At 71.1% G+C, this 22,142-nt stretch carries 21 protein-coding genes and 1 tRNA gene; 14 read left to right on the forward strand and 8 right to left on the reverse strand.

What is annotated here, in order from left to right; translation table 11 throughout:
• Positions 1–69: 69 nt before the first annotated feature.
• Together ACFQU3_RS08100 and ACFQU3_RS08105 are read left to right on the forward strand one after the other, a co-directional pair.
• The gene (locus tag ACFQU3_RS08100; protein ID WP_385908510.1) at positions 70–546 is read left to right on the forward strand and encodes a molybdenum cofactor biosynthesis protein MoaE; all 477 of its coding nucleotides are present in this window, start codon (positions 70–72) and stop codon (positions 544–546) included.
• A complete protein-coding gene (locus tag ACFQU3_RS08105; RefSeq protein ID WP_385908512.1) occupies positions 543–1,700 on the forward strand; it encodes a PDZ domain-containing protein in 1,158 nt (385 codons plus the stop codon). Before ACFQU3_RS08100 ends, ACFQU3_RS08105 begins: the two co-directional genes overlap by 4 nt.
• Here ACFQU3_RS08105 and ACFQU3_RS08110 read toward each other — a convergent pair.
• On the reverse strand, positions 1,697–2,236 hold the full coding sequence (locus ACFQU3_RS08110; protein WP_385908615.1) for a PPA1309 family protein: 540 nt from the start codon (positions 2,234–2,236) through the stop codon (positions 1,697–1,699). The genes ACFQU3_RS08105 and ACFQU3_RS08110 overlap by 4 nt on opposite strands.
• Before the next feature lie 177 nt (positions 2,237–2,413).
• Here ACFQU3_RS08110 and ACFQU3_RS08115 point away from each other — a divergent pair, with 177 nt between their 5' ends.
• The 6 genes from ACFQU3_RS08115 to ACFQU3_RS08140 all read left to right on the forward strand — a co-directional run bounded on the left by ACFQU3_RS08115 (position 2,414) and on the right by ACFQU3_RS08140 (position 9,824).
• Positions 2,414–5,446, forward strand: coding sequence for a UPF0182 family protein (locus ACFQU3_RS08115; protein WP_385908514.1), 3,033 nt, complete (start codon positions 2,414–2,416; stop codon positions 5,444–5,446).
• A 137-nt stretch (positions 5,447–5,583) separates the two neighbouring features.
• Positions 5,584–5,660 (forward strand) — tRNA-Met (locus ACFQU3_RS08120).
• A gap of 365 nt (positions 5,661–6,025) precedes the next feature.
• Entirely contained in the window at positions 6,026–6,388 is a 363-nt protein-coding gene (locus ACFQU3_RS08125) for a YciI family protein (protein WP_385908516.1), read from the forward strand.
• Complete coding sequence (locus ACFQU3_RS08130) at positions 6,385–7,653, forward strand: RNA polymerase sigma factor (RefSeq protein ID WP_385908518.1); 1,269 nt, start codon at positions 6,385–6,387, stop codon at positions 7,651–7,653. Before ACFQU3_RS08125 ends, ACFQU3_RS08130 begins: the two co-directional genes overlap by 4 nt.
• Before the next feature lie 320 nt (positions 7,654–7,973).
• Positions 7,974–8,849, forward strand: coding sequence for a hypothetical protein (locus tag ACFQU3_RS08135; RefSeq protein WP_385908520.1), 876 nt, complete (start codon positions 7,974–7,976; stop codon positions 8,847–8,849).
• A 75-nt stretch (positions 8,850–8,924) separates the two neighbouring features.
• On the forward strand, positions 8,925–9,824 hold the full coding sequence (locus ACFQU3_RS08140) for an NADP-dependent oxidoreductase (protein WP_385908521.1): 900 nt from the start codon (positions 8,925–8,927) through the stop codon (positions 9,822–9,824).
• A gap of 45 nt (positions 9,825–9,869) precedes the next feature.
• Here ACFQU3_RS08140 and ACFQU3_RS08145 read toward each other — a convergent pair whose 3' ends face one another.
• Positions 9,870–11,570 carry an aminotransferase class V-fold PLP-dependent enzyme gene (locus ACFQU3_RS08145; protein WP_385908523.1) on the reverse strand — a complete coding sequence of 567 codons (1,701 nt, stop codon included), beginning with the start codon at positions 11,568–11,570 and terminating at the stop codon, positions 9,870–9,872.
• A 115-nt stretch (positions 11,571–11,685) separates the two neighbouring features.
• Here ACFQU3_RS08145 and ACFQU3_RS08150 point away from each other — a divergent pair, with 115 nt between their 5' ends.
• The gene (locus ACFQU3_RS08150) at positions 11,686–13,005 is read left to right on the forward strand and encodes a M16 family metallopeptidase (protein WP_385908525.1); all 1,320 of its coding nucleotides are present in this window, start codon (positions 11,686–11,688) and stop codon (positions 13,003–13,005) included.
• Complete coding sequence (locus tag ACFQU3_RS08155) at positions 13,002–14,390, forward strand: M16 family metallopeptidase (protein WP_385908527.1); 1,389 nt, start codon at positions 13,002–13,004, stop codon at positions 14,388–14,390. The genes ACFQU3_RS08150 and ACFQU3_RS08155 overlap by 4 nt, the downstream gene beginning before the upstream one ends.
• A gap of 44 nt (positions 14,391–14,434) precedes the next feature.
• Here the strand turns inward: ACFQU3_RS08155 and ACFQU3_RS08160 are convergent, their stop codons facing one another.
• The 5 genes from ACFQU3_RS08160 to ACFQU3_RS08180 all read right to left on the reverse strand — a co-directional run bounded on the left by ACFQU3_RS08160 (position 14,435) and on the right by ACFQU3_RS08180 (position 18,907).
• Positions 14,435–14,986, reverse strand: a complete 552-nt coding sequence (locus ACFQU3_RS08160) for a GNAT family N-acetyltransferase (RefSeq protein WP_385908529.1) — start codon at positions 14,984–14,986, stop codon at positions 14,435–14,437.
• 10 nt (positions 14,987–14,996) lie between these two features.
• Complete coding sequence (gene hisN, locus ACFQU3_RS08165) at positions 14,997–15,788, reverse strand: histidinol-phosphatase (protein WP_385908531.1); 792 nt, start codon at positions 15,786–15,788, stop codon at positions 14,997–14,999.
• A 137-nt stretch (positions 15,789–15,925) separates the two neighbouring features.
• A complete protein-coding gene (gene rsgA, locus ACFQU3_RS08170) occupies positions 15,926–16,969 on the reverse strand; it encodes a ribosome small subunit-dependent GTPase A (RefSeq protein ID WP_385908533.1) in 1,044 nt (347 codons plus the stop codon).
• Positions 16,966–18,324, reverse strand: a complete 1,359-nt coding sequence (aroA, locus tag ACFQU3_RS08175) for a 3-phosphoshikimate 1-carboxyvinyltransferase (protein WP_385908535.1) — start codon at positions 18,322–18,324, stop codon at positions 16,966–16,968. Before aroA ends, rsgA begins: the two co-directional genes overlap by 4 nt.
• 52 nt (positions 18,325–18,376) lie before the next feature.
• Positions 18,377–18,907, reverse strand: coding sequence for a DoxX family protein (locus ACFQU3_RS08180; protein ID WP_385908537.1), 531 nt, complete (start codon positions 18,905–18,907; stop codon positions 18,377–18,379).
• Between the two features lie 168 nt (positions 18,908–19,075).
• On the opposite strand from ACFQU3_RS08180, the gene ACFQU3_RS08185 reads away from it, so the two are divergent.
• Genes ACFQU3_RS08185 through rsrA form a run of 4 tightly spaced genes read left to right on the forward strand, consistent with a single transcriptional unit; the run spans position 19,076 to position 21,676 of the window.
• The gene (locus ACFQU3_RS08185; RefSeq protein WP_385908617.1) at positions 19,076–19,921 is read left to right on the forward strand and encodes an SOS response-associated peptidase; all 846 of its coding nucleotides are present in this window, start codon (positions 19,076–19,078) and stop codon (positions 19,919–19,921) included.
• Positions 19,918–20,559, forward strand: a complete 642-nt coding sequence (locus ACFQU3_RS08190; protein ID WP_385908539.1) for an alpha/beta family hydrolase — start codon at positions 19,918–19,920, stop codon at positions 20,557–20,559. The genes ACFQU3_RS08185 and ACFQU3_RS08190 overlap by 4 nt, the downstream gene beginning before the upstream one ends.
• A gap of 17 nt (positions 20,560–20,576) precedes the next feature.
• Positions 20,577–21,404, forward strand: a complete 828-nt coding sequence (locus tag ACFQU3_RS08195) for a sigma-70 family RNA polymerase sigma factor (RefSeq protein ID WP_385908541.1) — start codon at positions 20,577–20,579, stop codon at positions 21,402–21,404.
• Complete coding sequence (gene rsrA, locus ACFQU3_RS08200) at positions 21,401–21,676, forward strand: mycothiol system anti-sigma-R factor (protein ID WP_385908543.1); 276 nt, start codon at positions 21,401–21,403, stop codon at positions 21,674–21,676. Before ACFQU3_RS08195 ends, rsrA begins: the two co-directional genes overlap by 4 nt.
• A 128-nt stretch (positions 21,677–21,804) precedes the next feature.
• Here rsrA and ACFQU3_RS08205 read toward each other — a convergent pair whose 3' ends face one another.
• A complete protein-coding gene (locus tag ACFQU3_RS08205) occupies positions 21,805–21,879 on the reverse strand; it encodes a 50S ribosomal protein bL37 (protein WP_369791897.1) in 75 nt (24 codons plus the stop codon).
• Positions 21,880–22,142: the final 263 nt, after the last annotated feature.

A 22,142-nucleotide genomic window follows, 5' to 3' on the forward strand; every position in this document is an offset into this window, starting at 1 on the left:
GTTGGTTCCCCGGCGGGACCGGATGCACACGGGACGCGGGGCCCGGCGCGGCGGCATACGATTGCGGTCGTGACGGTCACCCTTGCCGAGATCCGCGAGACGCCCCTGTCTGTCGACGAGGTGCTCGCGAGCGTCTCGTCGCCCCGGGCCGGGGGAGTGTGCCTCTTCGTGGGCACCGTGCGAGACCACGACGGGCCCGACCGGGCCCCGGGCACCGACGAGGGCGCCCGGGAAGGCGCCGACGAGGGCAGCGACCGCACGGTCGCCGCCCTCGACTACTCCGCCCACCCACAGGCGACCGAGGCCGCGCGTGCGCTCGCCGACCGCCTGGCGGGCGACGGGCGGGCCGTGCGCCTCGCCGTCGTCCACCGCGTCGGGCACCTCGAGGTCGGCGACATCGCTGTCGTCGTCGGGGTCAGTGCCGAGCACCGCGCCGAGGCCTTCGAGGTGTGCCGTGAGCTCATCGACGAGTTCAAGGCCACGATCCCGATCTGGAAGCACCAACGGTTCGCCGACGGAGCCGATGAGTGGGTCGGGCTGCCGTGAGGACCATCAAGCGCGTCCCCGAGCACGCCCCTGTGCTCGCCGGCCACGCCGACTCCGGCCTGCCGACGCGGGCCGAGGTCCTCGACGACGAGGGGCGCGGCCGTCTGAGCCGCGGCAACAAGGCGGTGCTGGCGGCGTTCTTCCTCTTCCTCGCCGTCATGGTGGTCGGCTCCGTCGTCCACCTTCCGTATGCCGTGATGAGCCCCGGCCCGACGCAGGACACCTTGGGGGTGTCCGACGACGGCAAGAAGACCCCGATCATCGCGATCTCGGGGCTGCCGACCTACCCGACCGAGGGTTCGCTCCGCTTCACGACGGTCCGTGTCGTGGGTGGTCCCGGCTACCCCGTCGACGCCTGGGACGTGCTCCAGGCCTGGATCGACCCGGCGCAGGACGTCTTTCCCGTCGACGACATCTTCGACCCGAAGGTGACGCAGGAGCAGGTCGCCGAGGAGAACGCCATCCAGATGGAGGGCTCCCAGGAGGAGGCCACCGCGGTCGCGCTCCGAGCCATGGGCAAGGACGTGCCGACGCACGTCGCCATCGCGAGCATCACCGACAGCTCGAAGGCCAAGGGACTGCTCAAGGTCCGCGACCGCCTCGAGTCCATCGACGACGAGCCGATCACGACCGCGCAGAGCGTGCGGGACGCCCTCCAGAAGTCGAGCCCGGGTGACACCGTCTCGCTCACCGTCACGCGAGACGGCAAGGAGCTCACGGTCGACGTGCCGACCGTCGAGGGGCAGGGTGGACGCACCGCGCTCGGGGTGCTCCTGGGGCTCGACCACGACTTCCCGGCGAAGGTCACCATCGACGCCGGCGCCATCGGCGGACCCTCCGCGGGACTGATGTTCTCACTGGGCATCTACGACAAGCTGACGCCCGGCCCGCTCGCCGGCGACCACCAGATCGCCGGCACGGGCACCATCGACGACGACGGCAAGGTCGGTCAGATCGGCGGCATCCGGCAGAAGCTGGCCGGTGCCCGCTCCGGCGGCGCCCAGTTCTTCCTCGCCCCGGCGGGCAACTGCGACGAGGTCGTCGGGCACGTGCCCGACGGGCTCGAGGTCTTCAAGGTCGCGACGTTCGACGAGGCGCGCACGGCCGTCGAGGCCATCGCGAGGGACCAGACCGGCTCGCTGCCCCGCTGCTAGTCCTCGAACGTCGCCCTGAGCGCCGAGACGAGGCCGGGAGCGATGTCCTTGCCGGTCGCAACGGCGTCGTCGGAGTCGTGGTCGCGCTGACGCAGCAGGCAGATCGACGCCCCGTCGCGCAGCACCGCGACGAGGAGACGCACGTCCTTGCGGTCCGGATGCGCAGCAAGCTGGTCGACGGCGTCGTCACCGCGCGAGGGCAGCTCCCGCTCAGCGTCCGGCGGCACGACCATCCGCTCGATCGCGAACGCGCAGCCGTCGACCTCGGCGGGCCAGGCGAGCCGCCCGAGCAGCGTCTCGAGCGAGCTCGTCGCGGGCAGGCCCTCCTGCTCGATGGCGGTGAGCGCGCCGTCGGCCAGGTCTGCAGGACCCATCTGGTCGCGCAGCTGCGGCTCCCGTTCGAGCAGGTCGACGGTGCGCACGAGGGCGAAGAGCCGGGGCGGCTGGTCCCATCCGGCGGCCGCGACGTGGCGCTCCGTGTCGAGAGCAGCGACGGCGAGGGGGTCGATGACGGGCTGCGGCTTCACGCCCCCCATGCTGCCGTATGCCGCCTGGCGGGCATTGCTGCCCCCGCTGGGTCTCGCGCGGGTCACGGTGCGGTGACGGCCGCTTGGGTCCGTGCTGGGCCGGGTTATGGTTGCCGCAGGCGGCCGCAGCAGGCCGCACCGGGTCCGCCCGACCACCTGCCCGTCCCAGCACCCAAGGCACTCCACGTGAGCGACAGCAACTTCGGCCCCCCGCCGGGCAACTTCAACTCAGACGACTCGGGCCCGCCCCGACGACCGGACACCGTGGTGCTCCCGCCGCAGCGGCGGCCGCTCGTCACGGCCCTCGTCGTGGCCTCCGCCCTGATGGTCGTCATCGCGATCGCGGCGCAGTTCTGGACCGAGGTGCTGTGGTACCAGTCGGTCGACTTCACCGGGGTCTTCAGCCGGCAGATCGTGACGAAGGTCGTCCTCGGCCTCGCCGGAGGACTGCTGACCGCGGCGATGGTGTGGTCCAGCATCCACTTCGCCTTCCGCAGCCGGCCCATCTACGCGCCGTCGCCCGACACGCAGGCGATGGAGCACTACCGCCAGCTCGTCGAGCCGATGCGTCGCACCGCGACCGTCGCCGCGCCCCTCGCGGTCGGCCTCTTCGCGGGCCTGTCGGCCGCGACCCAGTGGGACACCTTCCTGCTGTGGCGCAACGGAACTCCCTTCGGCAGCAACGACGCCGAGTTCGGCCTGGACATCGGGTTCTTCGTCTTCGACCTGCCGTGGATCAACTTCGTCGTCGCGTTCCTGACGATGATCCTCGTCATCGGCTTCATCACGGCCGCGTTCACGCACTACCTCTACGGCGGCATCGTCGCCGGCAGCAAGATGCGCTCGACGCAGGCCGCTCGGGTGCACCTGTCCGTCATCGCCGCGGCACTCGTGCTCGTGCGCGCCGTGGCCTTCTGGGTCGACCGGTACAACCTCGCGACCGCCGAGTCGACGAAGATCACCGGCATCCAGTACACCGAGTCGCACGCGATCATCCCGACCAAGGGCATCCTCGCGCTCGCGGCCGTCATGTGCGCCGTCATGTTCCTGACGACGATCTGGACGCGCTCCTGGCGTCTGCCGCTCGTCGGCGTCGCGGTCCTCGCCGTCATCGTCGTCGCAGTGGGCGGCATCTACCCGGCCCTGGTGCAGTCGCTCAAGGTGCGCCCGTCGGAGAAGTCGCTCGAGGTCCCCTACATCCAGCGCAACATCAACGCGACGCGGGCGGCCTACGGCTTCGACAAGATCCAGGTCAAGCCCTACGACACGAAGACGGTCGCAGCACCCGGCCAGCTGCGCGGCGACGCCGCGACGGTGCCCGGCATCCGACTCATCGACCCGAACATCGTCAGCCCGACGTTCAAGCAGCTCGAGGCGAGCAAGGGCTACTACCAGTTCGCCGACGTGCTCGACGTCGACCGCTACGAGATCGACGGCAAGCCGACCGACACGGTGATCGCGGCGCGCGAGCTCGACCTCACGGGCGTGCCCGAGGGACAACGCAACTGGCTCAACGACCACACGGTCTACACCCACGGCTACGGCGTGGTCGCGGCCAAGGGCAACACCCGCGAGGACGACGGCCGGCCGACGTTCTTCGAGTCGCAGATCGGCACGGAGGGAGCCCTCGGCAAGTACGAGCCGCGCATCTACTTCGGCGAGAGCTCGCCCGAGTACTCCATCGTCGGCGGCGAGAAGCGCGAGTTCGACTACCCCGACCCACAGGGCACGGGGCAGATCAACTACGCCTACACCGGCACCGGTGGCGTCGCGCTCGACGCGGTCAGGAGGCTCGCGTACGCCGTGAAGTACCGCGAGATCAACTTCCTCCTCTCCGACGCGGTGACCAACGACTCGCGCATCCTCGACCACCGCACGCCGCGCGAGCGCGTCCAGCGGGTCGCGCCGTGGCTGACGCTCGACGGCAACGCGTACCCCGCGGTCATCGACGGCCGGGTGCAGTGGATCCTCGACGGCTACACGACGTCGGCGAACTACCCGTACTCCGAGATGACGACGCTCGACACGGCAACCGAGGACGCCGTGACGAGCACGCGCCAGTCGGTGCGGGCCGTGCAGGCAGGCCAGGTCAACTACGTCCGCAACTCCGTCAAGGCCACGGTCGACGCGTACGACGGCACGGTCACCCTCTACCAGTGGGACGAGAGCGACCCCATCCTCAAGGCGTGGATGTCGATCTTCCCCGGCACGGTCAAGCCCATGACCGACATCAAGGGCGCGCTCATGGAGCACCTGCGCTACCCCGAGGACCTCTTCAAGGTCCAGCGGAAGCTGCTCGAGAAGTACCACGACACCGACGCGGCGTCGTTCTACGGCGGCCAGAACTTCTGGCGCGTGCCGGACGACCCGACATCCTCCGGCCAGGACTTCCTGCAGCCGCCCTACTACCTGTCGCTCGCCATGCCCGGTCAGCCGGCGCCGGCCTTCTCGCTGACCTCGACGTTCATGCCGACGGGTGACCGCAACGTGCTCTCCGGTTTCCTCGCGGTCGACGGGGACGCCGGCTCCGAGGACGGCAAGCGGTCGCCGAACTACGGGAGCATGCGTCTGCTCGAGACCACGGGCGGGTCCGTCAACGGGCCGGGGCAGGTCTTCAACGACATGCGCACCTCCGCGGTGACGTCGAACGACGCGAGCCTGGGGCGCCAGCTCACCCTGGCGCAGTTCATCTCGACGACGTCCTCGACCGGCGCCGTCGTGATGTTCGGCAACCAGCTGACGCTGCCGGTCGGCGGTGGGCTGCTCTACGTCCAGCCCATCTACGTCCAGGCGCGCTCGAGCGGCTCCGGCACCTACCCACGCCTGTCCGCGGTCGCCGTCGCCTTCGGTGACAAGATCGCGTGGGCGGGTTCGCTCGACAACGCTCTCAACGAGCTCTTCGGTGGTTCGTCGGGCGCGTCCGCCGGCGACAACGGCACCGGCACGCCGCCGACGCCCGCGCCCGGTGCGACACCGACGCCCGGCGGCACAGCCACGCCGACGCCGTCCCAGACGTCCGGCCCGACGCAGACCGGCACCCCGAGCTCGGGGGCCCTCGCCCAGGCGCTGAAGGACGCGGAGGCGGCGTACGCCGAGGGCGAGGCCGCGCTCAAGCGTGGGGACTTCGCGGCATACGGCCAGGCGCAGGCGAAGCTCAAGGACGCCCTGAAGCGGGCCGTCGAGGCGTCACCACAGTCGAGTCCGACGGCCAACCCCTGACGAGTCGACAGCTCGGCCATGACTTGCGGCAGTACGCGAATCGCGTGCTGCCGCAAGTCGTTCCGGGCGCACGATCGGCCTGTCGGTCACCTCGATTTGGTCCTGACGGGGGATTCGCGTAACGTTGCTCTTGCCGACGCGGGGTGGAGCAGCTCGGTAGCTCGCCGGGCTCATAACCCGGAGGTCGCAGGTTCAAATCCTGCCCCCGCTACCAAACGCGTTAGTGCTACGAAGGCCCGGACCATCAGGTCCGGGCCTTCGTGCTTCGCGCTGGACCTACGCTGCATCTCATGCAGGAGCCGGACGAATCGTGCACATGGCGCGGCCGGAGGGCCGCGAGACAGGGCGCCCACGTGTTCGGGCTCGCTGGGTCCTGGGTCTGGCCGCCATCTCCAACGAGCCGCAGCAAGTCCTCGGCGTCGGACCGGCGTGGCCACTCCCTCATTGCTGCTCCGCGTCTGCTTGGGTGATGGCCACGTTGCGGGCATCGGCCGAAGAGCTTCGAGGGAGTGCTGTCGATTCCGAGTCGGCCGTTCGACGTAAGGGTGTCAGCAACAACGACCTGGAAGGACAACCGCCATGGCTCAGTACGCGATCCTCATCTACTCCAAGGCCCACGTCGACGAAGCCGAGGTCGTCCCCGGGGCGCGGGAGGCCCACGACCGCCACTTCGAGGACATGGTGAGTTCCGGGGCCCTGGTCGCGGCATTCGCGCTGCAGCCCGCCGTCGACACAGCGACCTCGGTCCGCGGCGACGTGGTGACAGACGGCCCGTTCGTCGACGCCAAGGAAGTCATCGCCGGCTTCGCCATCATCGAGGCACCCCACCTGGACGCCGCTCTGACGATCGCCCGGGCCAATCCGGCCACCCAGCAGGACGGCGGTGTCGAGGTGCGGCCCGTCGAAGGCGGCTTCATCGTGGACCGACCCGTTACGGCATGACGCCCCCGGCAGACGTCGAAGCGGCCGTCGCGGACGCGCACCGTCGCGGGTGGGCCCTGGTGCTCGCCGCGGCGGCGCGCGTCGCGCGCGACCTGGACCTGGCCGAGGAGTGCGTGCAGGAGGCGTATGCCGCCGCCCTGGCGAGCTGGACCCGCGACGGGATCCCAGACAATCCGACGGCCTGGCTCACCACCGCGGCGAAGCGCCGCGCGATGGACGCGGTGCGGCGCGAGCAGACGCTCCGCTCGAAACTCCCGCTGCTCGTGGAGCGCGAGGAGGGGGAGGGCGAGGTGGCCACCGACGGACCAACCGTCGTCGTGCCGGAGGACGTAGTGCAGGACGAGCGGTTGAGGCTGATCTTCATGTGCTGCCATCCGGCGTTGGCACAGGAGGCTCAGCTGGCACTGACGCTGCGTCTGGTGTGCGGGGCGACGACCGCCGCTATCGCCAGGGCGTTTCTGGTGTCGGAGCCGACGATGGCTGCCCGTCTGACCCGGGCGAAGAAGAAGATCTCGGCGGCGCGGATCCCCTTCCGGCTACCTGGAGGGGCTGAGCTACCTGATCGACTGCACGCGGTGCTGGGTGTGATCCATCTGCTGTTCACCACCGGGCACACGGCGCCGTCGGGCGCGTTGCTGGTGCGTACGGACCTGGTGGACCAGTCGCTGCAGTTGACGCGGATGCTGCGGGAGCTGATGCCTGACGAGCGGGAGGTGCGGGGGCTGCTCGCTCTGCTGCTGGTCACCGACGCCCGGCGCGCCACCCGGGTCGACGCCGACGGCCGCCTGCTGCGACTGGAGGACCAGGATCGATCGCTCTGGGACCGCTCGGCGATTGCCGAGGCGCACGACCTGATCATGGACGGTCTGCGAGGAGGCCGACCGAGCCGCTATCTCCTGCAGGCGGCGATCGCCTCGCTCTACGCCGAGGCGCCGTCGTACGACCAGACGGACTGGACCCAGATCGTGACTCTCTACGACGAGCTGCTGTCGGTGTGGCCCTCACCGGTGGTGGCGCTGAACCGCACGGTGGCGGTGTCGATGGTCTCGGGGCCGGCGCAGGCGCTGGTGGAGGTTGCCGAGTTGGAGAAGGACGGCCGGCTCGCGCGATACCAGTACCTACCGGCGATCAAGGCGGACCTGCTGCATCGGCTGGGCCGCTGGGAGGAGGCTTCGATCGCCTACCGCCAGGCAATGGAACTGACAGGGAACGACGCCGAGCGTGAGTTCCTGGCCGAACGCCTCGCCGGTCCGCACCGGGCATAGGCACGGGGCTCTCGGCCGCCAGTCTTCATGCGAGGTTGCCGCGGAGTGCGGCTTCGGCAGGTCGGTCACCCCCCCGGCTTCGACGTCCTCCGAGCTCGGGGCGACCGTGACGGCAACGGCACCAGTCTGATCGTGCCCCCGCTACCAAACGCGTCAGCGACACGAAGGGCCCGGAGAGATCCGGGCCCTTCGTCGTGTCCGGCCCCAGCCCCACCTCTGGACATCGGCGCGACATCGAGGCCATCTGGCCCGTTTCGCTGTCACGACCGGTCGTCCTCTGGAACAGTCGCTCTCTCGGGTCCAGAGGGGTGGAGGTCCAGATGAGGCTGAGACGTCGCGGCGTGGCCGCGGCTGCGATGCTCGTGGCCATGGTCGGCTCCGCCGCGCTCTCAGCGCTCTCGGCGCTGCCCTCGGCCGCGGCCACGAGCTCGCCCAGAGCGATGTGGGTGTGGGTGTGGCAGGACGCCGACTCGGTCGTGCAGCTGGCGCAGGCCCGCCGGGTCCAGCAGCTGTTCGTCGGGGTGCCGCCCGACGTCACGTCGAGCTCGCAGCTGACCCGGCTGCGGGATCTCGTGACCCGTGCCCGGGCGGCGGGCCTGCGCGTCGACGCGCTGGGTGGCGACGCCGGTTGGGTGGACAACCCCACGTGGGCCGTCGACCACTGGGTCAAGCCCACGCTCGCCACAGGGCTCTTCACCGGGTTGCACGTCGATGTCGAGCCGTGGACCACGCCCGCGTGGTCGAGCAACCGGTCGACGACGGTCACGAAGTACCTGGCGATGCTCGACCGGCTCGTCGCGGCGAGCGGCCGCACGCCGGTCGAGGCCGACATCCCGTTCTGGTTCGACGAGGTCAAGGCAGGCAAGAGGTCGACGCTCGACAAGGAGACGATGCGCCGTGTCTCTGCGGTCACGGTCATGGCCTACCGCAACACCGCGGCCGGCATCGACGGGACGATCGCGATCTCGCAGGCCGAGCTGGCATCCGGGGCGGCTCTCGGCAAACCCGTTCGCATCGGCCAGGAGACGAACTACCTCGGCCCCGAGCCCACCGACGTCAAGCAGACCTTCTACGGGTACACCGTGACCCAGATGGAGGCCCAGCTCGCCCAGGTGGACACCGCCGCCGCGGCCAGCCCGAGCTATGCGGGTACAGCCGTTCACGACTACACCGGGTACGCGGGTCTCGCGCCCTAGGGGCATACGGCCGTGGTCCCCGTGGTTGACCTGACGACGTCGCCCGACCGGGGGCGCCCGCCGGTAGGAGGACCCATGAAGGCCATCGTCATCGACCGCTTCGGCGGGCCCGAGGAGCTGCATGCGGCGCAGCTGCCCGACCCGCAGCCGGGGGCCGGTCAGGTGCGTGTGCGCGTCGAGGCCGTCGGGGTCAACCATTTCGACGCCAAGCTGCGCAGCGGCGCGATGGCCTCGCCCGACACACCCATGCCACTGCTGCTCGGCATCGAGGCCGCCGGGATCGTCGACAGACTCGGCGTCGGCGTCGGCGACGTGGCCGAGGGGGACCGTGTCGTCGGCTTCACCGAGGGCGGTGCCTACGCCGAGCTCGCGGTGCTCGCGACGTATGCCGTCGTCCCCGAAGGTCTCGAACCCGCGGTCGCCGTCTCGTTGCCGGTGGCGGGCGAGGCCGCCCAGCGGGTGCTCCGGCTGCTCGACCTTAGGCCTGGGGAGACCCTGCTGGTGCACGGTGCGAGCGGAGCTGTCGGCGAGCTGGCCACCCAGCTCGCCGCCGCTGCCGGAGTCAAGGTCATCGGAACGGCGTCCCCGGCCAACCAGGAGCGTGTGGCGAGCCTCGGAGCGACCCCGACGGCATACGGCGACGGGTGGCTCGACCGGGTTCGTGCGATCGCGCCCGGCGGTGTCGACGCCGTGCTCGACACGACCGGCAGGGGGGTCCTCGACGACTCGGTCGAGCTGCTCGGCGGCAGCGAACGCCTCGTGACCATCGCTGACGCGGCCGCTTTCACCAAGGGGATCACGTTCAGCTCACAGGCCGAGCGGTCGGCGTCAGCACTCGCTGACCTCGTGGCGCGGCGAGCCGCGGGCGAGCTGACCACGACGATCGGACGCGTGTTCCCGCTCGACGAGGCTGGGGCGGCCCAGGAGCTCAGCGCCGGCGGGCATGCGGGCGGCAAGCTCGTCCTGGTGCCCTGACCTCGCGCGAGTCAGCGCCGAAGTCAGCGCGGGCTCAGCGCGGACTCAGCGCGACAGGCTCGTCACCGGCAGCTCGAACCACCGCAGGTGGTCGAAGTCGAGGCTCACGTGGGCCTCGTCGCAGCGCTGCGGTGCGGCGGTGGCGAGCAGGGCGCGCGCCTCGTCGAGGTAGCCGGCGAGGGCGTCCTCGCCGGCGCGTTCGTGCTGCTCCGGGTAGCGCAGCCGCCCATCCTCGAAGCGGACCTGGTGCAGCCGCAGCGGAGGCTCCACGGGGCCGTCCTTGTGCCGCCAACGACCGGTCGCCGGGTCGAAGTCGTAGTCGCCGAGCAGTCGCCACCCGTCGCGGGCGATGAGGCGGACTGCCTCGACGACGTAGTCGGCGACGACGTCGGAGATGAAGTAGTTGAAGTTCACCCGGACCCACCCGGGCTTGATGCCCTCGCAGCCACGCCCGATCTCGCGTTCGAACTCGTGCGACCGCTCGAGGTCGATACCGAGCAGGTAGTGGCCGTAGGGGCCGGCGCACGAGCAGCCCCCACGCGCCTGGATGCCGAAGAGGTCGTTGAGGACGGCGACGACGAAGTTGTGGTGCAGATAGCGGCCGCTCGGGGCGTGCACGACGAACGAGACGATCGAGAGGCGTTCGGCGGCGAGGTTGCCGAGGATCTCGATCGCCGGCTCCTCGCGCCACCCCTCGACGGCGCGCTCGAGGAAGTGGTCCTCTCGGGCGCGGATCGTCTCGACGCCGACCGCCTCCTTGAGCTTGAAGACCAGGCCGGCGCGGATCGCCTCGATGATCGCGGGTGTGCCGCCCTCCTCCCGGTGGGCCGGGTCGGTGAGGTAGTCGTGGTCGTCGGGGTTGACGTACGTCACGGTGCCGCCACCGGGCACGTCGGGCACGCGGTTGGTCATCAGCTCGCGTCGGACGACCAGGACGCCGGGTGTGCTGGGTCCGCCGATGAACTTGTGCGGGCTGATGAAGACGGCGTCCTTGTACGCCATGGGGCCGGCGACTCCACGCCCGCCGCGGCCGTACATCTCGATGTGGACGTAGGGCGCCGCGGCGGCGTAGTCCCAGAAGGCGAGGGCGCCGTGCTCGTGGAGCAGGGTCGAGATGGCGTCCGTGTCGGTGACGATGCCGGTCACGTTGCTCGCCGCCGAGAACGACCCGATGAGGAGCGGCCGGTCGGCGTGCTCGTGCAGGCGTTCGCGGAGGACCTCGACGTCCACGTGGCCGTCGAGGTCCTGCGGGATGACGACGACGTCAGCGACGCACTCGCGCCACATGACCTCGTTGGAGTGGTGCTCGTAGGGGCCGATGAAGACGACGGGACGCTCGCCAGCGGGCACGAGATCGCTTGCGTGCCAACGGTCCTCGAAGTTGGAGGGGACACGCAGCCCGAGGATCCCGACGAGCTTGTCGATGGCCCCGGTGCAGCCGGACCCGGCGAAGACGACGACCGTCTCGTCGTCGCCTCCGACCGCGTCGCGGATCGCGCGTCGCGCGTCCTCGCGCAGCCGAGTCGTCTGCAGGCCCGTGCCGGAGCTCTCGGTGTGCGTGTTGGCGTAGCGGGGGAGGACCTCGTCGCGGATGAAGTCCTCGATGAAGCTCAGGCCTCGGCCGGATGCGGTGTAGTCGGCGTAGGTGACGCGCCGCGGACCGTAGGGCCCGTGCATCACCTGGTCGTCGCCGATGACGCTCGCGCGGATCGTGGAGAGCAGGTCGTCGCGGGGATTCGTCGCCATCAGGCAAGCATAGCGCGTGGTGATGCTATCCGAGAAGATCATAACGCAGCGTTACCGACGACTGTGGGTGGAGGTTGCCGCCGTTGACGTCAGGACTTCGAATAGGGTCGAGCCCGTGACAGCGATCTCGTACCCCCTCGTCGAGCGGACGCTCGCCAACGGCCTGCGTGTCATCGTCAGCGAGGACCACACGGTGCCCAACGTCGCGGTGAACCTCTGGGTCGGTGTCGGCTCCCGACACGAGACTCCCGGACGCACGGGCTTTGCCCACCTGTTCGAGCACCTGATGTTCCAGGGGAGCCGCAACGTGGCTTCGGGCGAGCACTTCTCGGCGCTCATGGACGAAGGCGCCCGGCTCAACGCCACGACGTGGTTCGACCGCACCAACTACTTCGAGACGGTGCCGACCGGTGCGCTCGAGCTGGCCCTCTGGCTCGAGGCCGACCGTCACGGACACCTGCTCGACGCCGTGACCCAGGAGAACCTCGACAACCAGCGCGACGTCGTCAAGGAGGAGAAGCGCCAGCGCTACGACAACGTGCCCTATGGCTCGGCGCTCATCGACATCTACGCGACCGTCTTCCCCGAGGACCACCCCTACCACCACCCGACGATCGGCTCGATGGAGGACCTCGACGCCGCGACGCTCGAGGACGTGCACGCCTTCTTCCGGGCGCACTACGGGCCCAACAACACTGTGCTCACCCTGGTGGGGGACGTGACCCCCGAGGCGGGCTTCGCCGCGGCCGAGACCTACTTCGGCCACCTGCCCGCGATCGAGCTCCACCCCCGCGAGCGCCTGCCACAGCTGCCGCCCATCGGCGAGCCGGTCCGCCTCGACCGCGTCGGGGACGTGCCGAACGACCGCATCTACGTCTCGTTCCGTCTCCCCGTCGACACGACGCCCGACTACCTCGCGTGCCAGGTCGCCGTCGACGTCCTCGGTGGTCTCGCGAGCTCGCGCCTCGTGCGCCGCCTCGTGCGCACCGACGAGACAGCCGTCGCGGTCGGTGGCTGGACGATGGGCCTGGTGGACGGCGTGGGGCTCGGCACGATCACGGTGGACGTGTCCGTCGGCGCCGACGTGGACCAGGTCGAGGCCGCGGTGTGCGAAGAGATCGCCCGCTTCATCGCGGAGGGGCCGGATACCGCCGAGCTCGAGTCGGTCATCGCCGACACCGAGCGATCGTGGCTGAGCGCTCTCGCCAGCATCGAGGAGCGCGCCGACCACATCAGCCACCATGCCCTGCTCACGGGCGACCCGGCATACGTCAACACGTTCGTCGACCGGATCCGCGCGGTGACCGCAGAGCAGGCCCGCGCCGCCGCGCAGGCCTGGCTCGACCCCGGCTCGCGTGCGGTCGTGCGCTACCTCGCCGACACGAGCAAGGACACCGAGAAAGACACCGAGAAGGATTCGGAGGAGGCCGCATGAGCGCCGTCGCCCGCCCCGCCGTCGCGCCGCCCGAGCCGTGGGACTTCCCCGACGGCAGCACGCACGACCTGGCCAACGGCCTGCGTCTCATCACCTACGACGTGCCCGGGCAGTACGTCCTGTCCGTTCGGCTCGGGCTTCCGGTGTCGCTGCGCGACGAGCCGCGCGACCGTGAGGGCGTCGCCTCGATCATGGCGCGCACCCTCGACGAGGGCACCGAGAACCACACGGCGGAGGAGTTCGCGCGCCTGCTCGAGCGCAAGGGCGTCAGCTTCGGCGCCGGGATGGCCGACGCGGGCCTGTCCATCGACCTCGACGTCGTCAAGGGCAACCTCGAACCGGCCCTCGACCTGCTGCGGCAGATCCTCACGGAGCCCGCGTTCCCTCAGGCGGAGGTCGCCCGCCAGGTGCGCACGCGCCAGGCCGAGATCGAGCAGGAGCGGTCCGTCGCCGCGCACCGTGCAGGCCTCGAGTTCGTGCGCACCTTCTATGCGCCCGAGGACCGTTCGTCGCGGCCCACGGGTGGCACCCGGGAGACCGTCGCGGCGATCACCCGCGACGACGTCGTCGCCTTCCACGCCGAGCACGTCGTGGCCGCGGGCGTGACGATCGTCGTCGCCGGTGACCTCGAGGCTCTCGACGTCCCCGCGCTCGTCGAGGCGTCGCTCGGTGGCTGGGTCGGAGGACCCCGCGACCGGGACCGCGCCCTGCAGCACGCCGCCGAGCTCGCCCACGACCGGGGCCGCATCGTCCTCGTCTCACGGCCCGGGTCGGTGCAGACCGAGTTCGTCATCGGTGCGCCCGGGCCCGACCGATCGGTCGAAGGCGGTTGGGCGCCCTACCCGGTGCTCGGCTTCGTCCTCGGTGGGTCCCCGAACGCGCGGATCGATGCCGTGCTGCGCGAGGAGAAGGGCTACACGTACGGCATCCGCTCGAGCTTCCGACCGCGTCGACGTGGTGGGGTGTTCCTGACGTCCGGATCGGTGCGGGCCGACTCCACCGCCGAGTCCCTGAGGCTGCTCGTCGAGATCCTCGAGAGTGGACGAGACGGCTTCAGCGACAAGGAGATCCGCTCCGGCGTCGACTTCATCTCGAAGACTGCGCCGGGACGCTATGCGACGGCCGACACGATCGCCGACGAGGCGGTGGGCATGGCGCTCGACGCGCGCACCACGGCGTTCACGACGGCCAACCTGCGCGACCTCGCGACGGTCGACCGCGCGAGGGTCGAGGCGGCGTACGCCCGCTTCGCCGAGGAGGCGGGCATCGGCCGCGGGGCTCCCGGCGCCGGGTGGACGATCGTCATGGTCGGTGACGCGGCGGGGCACCTCGACGCGGTCCAGGCCCTGGGCCTCGGGGACGTCACGGTCGTCAAGGACGCCTGAGCGGTCCGGGTCGTCCCCGTCCCGGCGACCGTCGGAGGTCGACGTCAGGGCCGGAGCGGCCGTTCCATGACGAAGTCGTCCTCGTAGGTCCCGCCGACGAGGAACCGTTTCGTGCCGACCCGCTCGAAGCCGCTCTTGGCGTAGAAGCGCTGCGCGCGCTCGTTCTCCTGGTTGACGCCGAGCCACACGCCCGCTGCGCCACGGTCCCGCGCCCACGCCAGGGAGCGACTCATGAGCAGTGCCGCGGCCCCGGTGCCGTGGGCCTGCGGCAGGACGTAGATCTTCGACAGCTCAGCGGTCGGGCGGTGCCGGATCGCGGCACGAACGTCGTCGTCCCGGGGCTCGCCCGCCACGAGCATCGCGTAGCCGAGCGTCTCGCCCTCCCGCTCCGCGAGGAGCAGGTGACGTGCAGGGTCGGCGGCGTACTCGGTGAACCGCGCCGGCGAGAGCACGTCGGCGACGAACGCCTCAACGCGCTCGCGGGTCATCGACGGCGGGCACGCCAGCTCGAAGGTCGCCGCGGCGACCGCGGCGAGGGCGGGCACGTCCTGGCCGGAGGCCTGCCGGACCACGGCAGCGGGATCGCTCGAGACCATTCGTCGCACCTCAGGCCGAGGGAGTGCCGATGCGTGAGAGCACCTCGTCGTGGAGCAGGCGGTTGGTCGCCAGGGCGTTGCCGCTCCAGCAGCCAGGCCTGCCGTCGAGCCCCGTGAAACGGCCACCGGCCTCCTCGACGATCGCGACGAGCGCGGCCATGTCGTGCACGGCCAGCTCCGGCTCGGCAGCGATGTCGGCGGCGCCCTCGGCCACGAGCATGTAGGACCAGAAGTCGCCGTAGGCGCGGGTCCGCCAGCAGTCGTCCATGAGGTCGAGGAAGTCGTCCCGGCGTCCTCGCACGCGCCACCCGGCGAGCGAGGAGTACGACAGCGACGCATCGCCGAGCCGACCCACCTGCGACACCGAGATCCGCTTGGCCGAGGACAGGGAGCGACCCGTCCACGCACCCGACCCGCGCGCAGCCCACCAGCGCCGCTGGAGGGCGGGCGCCGCGACGAGGCCGAGCACGGGCTCGTTGTCGACGACGAGAGCGATGAGCGTGGCCCAGACAGGCACCCCGCGGACGAAGTTCTTCGTGCCGTCGATGGGGTCGATGATCCAGCGACGTGGGCCGTGGCCGGTCGTCTCGAACTCCTCGCCCTCGACGGCGTCGCGCGGGCGGGTCCGCTTCAGCTGCGCACGCACGAGCTCCTCGGCGGCGCGGTCGGCGTCGGTCACAGGGGTCAGGTCGGGCTTGCTCTCGACGACGAGGTCGGCCGCGCGGAAGCGAGCGATCGTCACGCGCTCGACGGCATCCGCGAGGACATGGGCCAGACGGAGGTCGTCGTCGTAGGAGGTCACCGGGTCAACCTAGCGGCATCCCCCCGGGGAACGGGGGGAGCACCCTCGCTCCGCAGCGCGACGTCACGCGACCGTGACCTGCCGGAGACCGTATGCCGTTGCGGCACAGCGTTGGTCGGCCGGTTGCGGCCTCGGGGTCAGTGCTCCTCGCCGGCGCGGCTCGCCAGCAGCCGCCGGAGCGAGGCGAGACGCGAGGGGCCCGCGGGTCCGGCGTGCCCGTCGGTGACCCACGCGTCGAGAGCACACTCCTCCTCGTCGTGCGTGCAGCCGCGCGGACAGTTCTCGGTGCCCGCGGCCAGGTCGGGGAAGTGGTCGATGATGCGGTCGACATCGATGTGGGCGAGACCGAACGACCGGATGCCCGGCGTGTCGATGACCCAGCCGTCGTCGGCTCCGTGGGCCCCACGCAGACGCAGCGCCACAGCATTCGTCGAGGTGTGCCGACCCCGGCCCGTCGTGTCGTTGACCGACCCGGTGGCGCGCAGCGCACCCGGCACGAGGCCGTTGACGAGGGTGCTCTTGCCGACGCCCGAATGCCCGACGAGAACCGACACCTTGCCAGACAGCTTGGCGCGGAGATCCTCGAGGCCCGAGAAGTCGCTCGCGGTGCGCGACGTGACGACGTGGTCGACCTCGAGGGGTGAATACCTCGCGAGGAACGGGCCCGGGTCGACGAGGTCGGCCTTCGTCAGGGCCAGGAGTGGCTCGAGGTCGGCGTCGTATGCCGCGACGAGGCACCGGTCGACCATCCGAGGTCGAGGCTCGGGGTCGGCGAGGGCCGTGACGATGACGAGCTGGTCGGCGTTCGCGACGATGATCCGCTCGAAGGGGTCGGTGTCGTCGGCGGTGCGCCGCAGCACCGAGCGCCGCTCCTCGATGCGCACGATCCGGGCGAGGGCGTCGGGCCCGCCCGCCAGGTCACCGACGAGAGCGACGTCGTCACCGACGACGACCCGCGTGCGGCCGATGTCACGGGCCTTCATCGCCGTCACGACACGCTCGGGCTCCTTCTTGCCGAGCGCACCCTTCGGGATCAGACACGTGTAACGGCCGCGGTCGACCCCGATGACCATCGCCACGACGGCGTCGGAGTGTGCCGGCCGTTCCTTGGTGCGGGGCCTCGAGCCCTTGCGGGTGGGGCGGACGCGCACGTCGCCCTCGTCGAGGTCCCGCCAGCTCATCGGGTGAGCACCACCGGGGCCGCGCCCGCGAGCATGCCCTGCCACAGGCCCACGAAGTCGGGGAGCGTCTTGCGTGTCGTACCGATGTCCTCGACGTGAACGCCGGGCACCCGCAGGCCGATGATCGCCCCGGCGGTGGCCATCCTGTGGTCGTGGTAGCTACGGAAACGCCCACCCCGCAAGGGTGCCGGGGAGATGCGCAGACCGTCCTCGGTCTCGGTGACGTCGGAGCCGACGCCGCCGAGCTCGGCCGTCAGGGCTGCGAGCCGGTCGGTCTCGTGGCCCCGGATGTGCGCCACACCGCGGATCCACGACGGCGTCGAGGCGAGCGCGGCGAGGGCCGCGACGGTCGGCGTCAGCTCCGCCGCATCGTGCAGGTCGATGTCGATGCCGACGAGCTCGTCACCGCCGACCACCGTGAGCCCCGAGCGGTCGAGGCGCACGTCGGCGCCCATCGTGTCGAGGATCTCGCGGAGCATGTCGCCCGCCTGGGTCGTGTGCTGCGGCCACCCGGGCACGCGGACCGTGCCGCCCACGACGAGCGCGGCCGCGACGAACGGACCCGCGTTGGACAGGTCGGGCTCGACGGACACGTCGAGCGCGTTGATCTCAGAGGGCTCGACCCGCCAGGTGTTGGGCTCGCTGTCGTCGACGATCGCACCCGCGTCGCGCAGCGTCTCCACCGTCATGAGGATGTGGGGCTCGCTCGGGACCGGCTTGCCGTCGTGATGGACCGTGACGCCGTCGTCGTAGCGCGCACCCGCCAGCAGCAGTGCAGAGATGAACTGCGACGACGCGGACGCGTCCATGGTCACCGAGCCGCCCGGCACATGACCGCGCCCGTTGACGGTGATGGGCAGGTGCCCCGCGTCGTCGGCGACGTCGGCACCCAGGACGCGCAGCGCGTCGACGACCGGGCCCATCGGGCGGACCCGTGCCTGCGGGTCGCCGTCGAGGCGCACCGGACCGTCGGCGAGTGCGGCCACCGCGGGCAGGAACCGCATGACGGTGCCCGCGAGGCCGCAGTCGACGGTGACATGGCCGCGGAGCGACTCGGGCGGGGTGACGAGCCAGTCGTCGACCGAGCCCGCCGTGGCGTCGCCGTCGGGGGGGACGTCGTCGATCTGCACCCCGAGCGAGCGCAGCGCGTCGGCCATGAGGAGCGTGTCGCGCGAGCGCAGCGGGGACCGCAGGCGCGAGCGCTCGCTCGCCAGGGCGGCGAGCACGAGGTAGCGGTTGGTCAGCGACTTGCTGCCGGGCAGGACGACCGTCGCGTCGAGCGGCCCCGCCGCGAGCGGGGCGGCCCAGTCGGCCTCTGCCGTCAGGGTGTCGCCCTCGGGCGCACCGGTGGTCATGGGTGACACCCCTGCGGGTGCCGGATGGGGCGATGGGTCAGCGGGACTCAACTCAGCTCACGATGTCCTGGGCTCGATGGGCGAGCAGGCGCGCCTCACGCTTCGCGGCCTGCCTGGCGTGACGGGCCTCGCGGCGCGTCGTCTTCGTGGCGTGCTGGGCGCGCCAGGCGAGGCCCGGCTTGCCCTCGGTGTCGACGGCAGCCAGCAGCAGACCACCCAGCAGGCCGACGTTCTTGAGGAAGAGGCTGCGGCTCTGCGCCTTGCGCGTCGGGTCGGTCTCCTCCCAGAAGGCGTGCTCGATCGCCGTCGTCGGCACGACGGACGCGGCCAGCACCGTCGAGGCGAGCCGCGGCATGCGGCCCGTGGCGAGCAGGATGCCGCCGCCGAGCAGGGCCGCACCGTTGACGCGGACGAACAGGTCCGGGTCCTTCGCGGCCACCTCCACGCCGGGAACCTGGTCGGGCACCTTCTGGAGCAGGTGCGCGGCCTGGTCGGTGCGCGCGGCCGGGTTGCGCAGCGCCTCGACGCCGGCGGCGACGAACACGGAGGCGAGCAGCGGGCGGGCGAGTCGGCGGACGATCATGGGACTTCCTCCTCCGGCCGGCGGTCCACCGGAGCGGACCGTGGCCATCGTGGACCAGTGGACACCTACGGTATCGACATACCCGCGGCGCCGGGCCCCGTGCCCCACCTGTGGGCCGGCTCCTGTGAGCCGCCGTCGACGTGGGCGACACGGCATACGCTGTGGCGCATGTGCGGGAGGTATGCCGCGAGCGCGCGGCCTGACGAGCTCATCGAGGCCTTCGACGTCGACGAGGACCACACCGGCGAGCCGGCCCGCAGCGTGCTGAAGAACCCGCAGAGCCCGCCCCCAGGTGAGCCCGACTGGAACGTGGCGCCCTCGAAGCAGGCGCCGGTCGTGCTGACGCGCCGGCCCCGGTCGAGCGACGGCGACGCCGACGACGCCGACCCGAGACGCCAGCTGAGGCTGCTGACCTGGGGCCTCGTTCCAGCGTGGTCCAAGGACGTGACGATGGGGCTGCGCATGACCAACGCGCGCGCGGAGTCGGTGCTCGGCAAGGGCGCCTTCGCCAAGGCTGCCCTCTCTCGGCGTTGCATCGTGCCGGCCGACGGCTGGTACGAGTGGCAGGTCTCTCCGACGGCCGTCGACGCCAAGGGCAAACCGCGCAAGCAACCGTTCTTCATCCACCGCGCCGACCGTGCGCCCGTCGCGTTCGCGGGGCTCTACGAGTTCTGGCGAGACCCGGGGCTGCCCGACGGCGACCCGGGCGCGTGGCTCACCACCTTCACCATCATCACGACGGCTGCCGACCCCGGGATGGACCGCATCCACGACCGCCAGCCGCTCGTCCTGGAGCCCGAGCAGTGGCAGCGGTGGGTGGACCCCGACGAGAAGGACCCCGCCTACGTCCAGGGCGTCCTCGAGTTCGCGCGGCCCGGCCGCTTCGAGGCGCACCCGGTCAGCCGCGCCGTCGGCGCTACCCGCAACAACGGGCCGGCCCTCGTCGAGCCCGTGCCGGCGCACGAGCTCGAGGGAGTGGTCGACCCCATGACCGGTGAGGTGGTCGGCGCATGAGCGCCCCCGTCCGCACCACCGTGCGCCTCATCGAGACGCCCGGTGGCCCGGGCCGCGCGCACGTGCAGCGGCCGCCGCGGCCGCGTGGCGTGGTCGTGCTCGGCCACGGTGCCGGGGGAGGCCTGGGCGCCATCGACCTCGCCATCGCACGCGAGGTCCTCGTCGGCGCCGGCTGGGCCGTGGTGCTCGTCGAGCAGCCGTGGCTCGTCGCCGGACGCAAGGTCGCCGGTCGGCCTCCGACCCTCGACGCCGCCTGGGTGCCCATCGTCGAGGCGCTCGTCACCGGGCGCGGAAGGCTGCCGCGCCCGCTCGTCCTCGGTGGCCGCAGCGCCGGCGCCCGCGTGGCCTGCCGCACGGCCGGGCCGCTCGAGGCCGACGCCGCACTCCTGCTCAGCTTCCCGCTCCACCTGCCGGGGCAGCCCGACAAGCTGCGTGCCCACGAGCTCGCGCTCGCCCCCGACCCCACCTGGGTCGTGCAGGGCATCAACGACACCTTCGGCACGCCCGCCGAAGTGCGCCCGCACCTGCCTTCCGGCGCCACGCTCGTAGAGGTCCCCGGCGCGCACAGCTATCCCAAGAGCTCACGCAGCGCCCTCACCGAGGCGCTCACCTCGATCGCGGGAATGCTCCCCGGCTAGGTGTCGTTGCACGAGGCATGGTCACCTGCCCCACCCGTGCGCCCGACGGCGTGACGACCGTGCCCGTGGAGCACGGTCGGTCGAGCCTGCCCGCCGGTCTAGGCTGGGAGGCGATGGCAAAGGACAAGAAGACCGAACCCAGCGCTGCCCTGCGGCTCGCGGACCCGAGCACCGACGAGCCCAGCACGCCGGTGCGCACCTCGCAGGAGGACGCCGACGCGACGGTCGACGTCGCCACCGAGAGCGACGCGGAGCGCCGCTCTCGCTTCGAGCGCGAGGCGATGCCGCTGCTCGACCAGCTGTACAGCGCGGCCCTGCGTACGACACGCAACCCCAGCGACGCCGAGGACCTCGTCCAGGAGACGTTCGCGAAGGCGTACGCCGCCTTCCACCAGTACCGGCCGGGCACGAACCTCAAGGCGTGGATGTACCGCATCCTCACCAACACGTACATCAACAGCTACCGCAAGAAGCAGCGACAGCCCCTCGAGTCCGACTCGGCCGAGATCGAGGACTACCAGCTCGCCCGCGCCGAGTCGCACACCTCGGTGGGACTGCGTTCCGCGGAGGCGGAGGCGCTCGACCACCTCCCCGACAGCGACGTCAAGCGGGCGCTCCAGGCGATCCCCGAGGAGTTCCGGCTCGCGGTGTACTTCGCCGACGTAGAGGGCTACTCCTACAAGGAGATCGCCGAAATCATGGACACGCCGATCGGCACCGTGATGAGCCGCCTGCACCGCGGGCGGCGCCAGCTGCGAGAGCTTCTCTCGGAGTACGCCGCCGAGCGCGGTTTCGTCGCGGCAGGCACGACCGGCGGCACGGGCACGGAAGGAACCCGGTCATGAACGAGCACCCGGCGGGTGAGTCGCGCACCGACTGCTCCGAGGCGCTGCTGCGCATCTACGAGTACCTCGACGGCGAGCTCGGCCCCGACGAGTGCGCCAAGATCCAGGCCCATCTCGACGAGTGCGGCCCGTGCCTCAAGGAGTACGACCTCGACACCACGCTCAAGTCGCTGATCAAGCGCTCGTGCGAGTGCGAGCAGGCGCCAGAGGCGCTGCGGATGACGATCATGTCGCGCATCTCGATGACCGTCATCCGGGTCGACCGCGGCTGACGGGGCCCACCCCGAACGGTCATGCACCGGTCTCGAGCCGGTCATGTGCTCGTCTAGCGCTGGTCTGGCGCGGGAGACGACGAAGGCCCGCCCCGACATCGTCGGGAGCGGGCCTTGACGTCTGCGGCTCAGGCGTTGGGCTTGCGGCCGTGGTTGGCGGCGTTGCCCTTGCGGGAGCGGCGCTTGCGGGCGCGCTTGCTCATCGTCGGCTCTCCTTGGTGGATCAGGTATCGTGCCCATGCGGGCACGAAGACATGATTCTTCCACATCGGCCCGGAGCCGCCCAATTCGGGTGCGGGGTTCCGCCGCAAACCTTAAAATCTTGGTATAGATCCGCCCAAGAGTTGGTCGGGTCTACTTCTGTGCGCCCCCTGTCTTTGGCACTGTGATGATCGAGGGAAACCTCAGTTGTTCTGTGCTGCCGCAGCAACGCCCCTCCATGGCGCACGCATCCGGAACATCAACG

The sequence above is a fragment of the Terrabacter sp. GCM10028922 genome (genome assembly GCF_042666095.1).
In the GTDB taxonomy this organism is placed as follows: Bacteria; Actinomycetota; Actinomycetes; order Actinomycetales; family Dermatophilaceae; genus Terrabacter.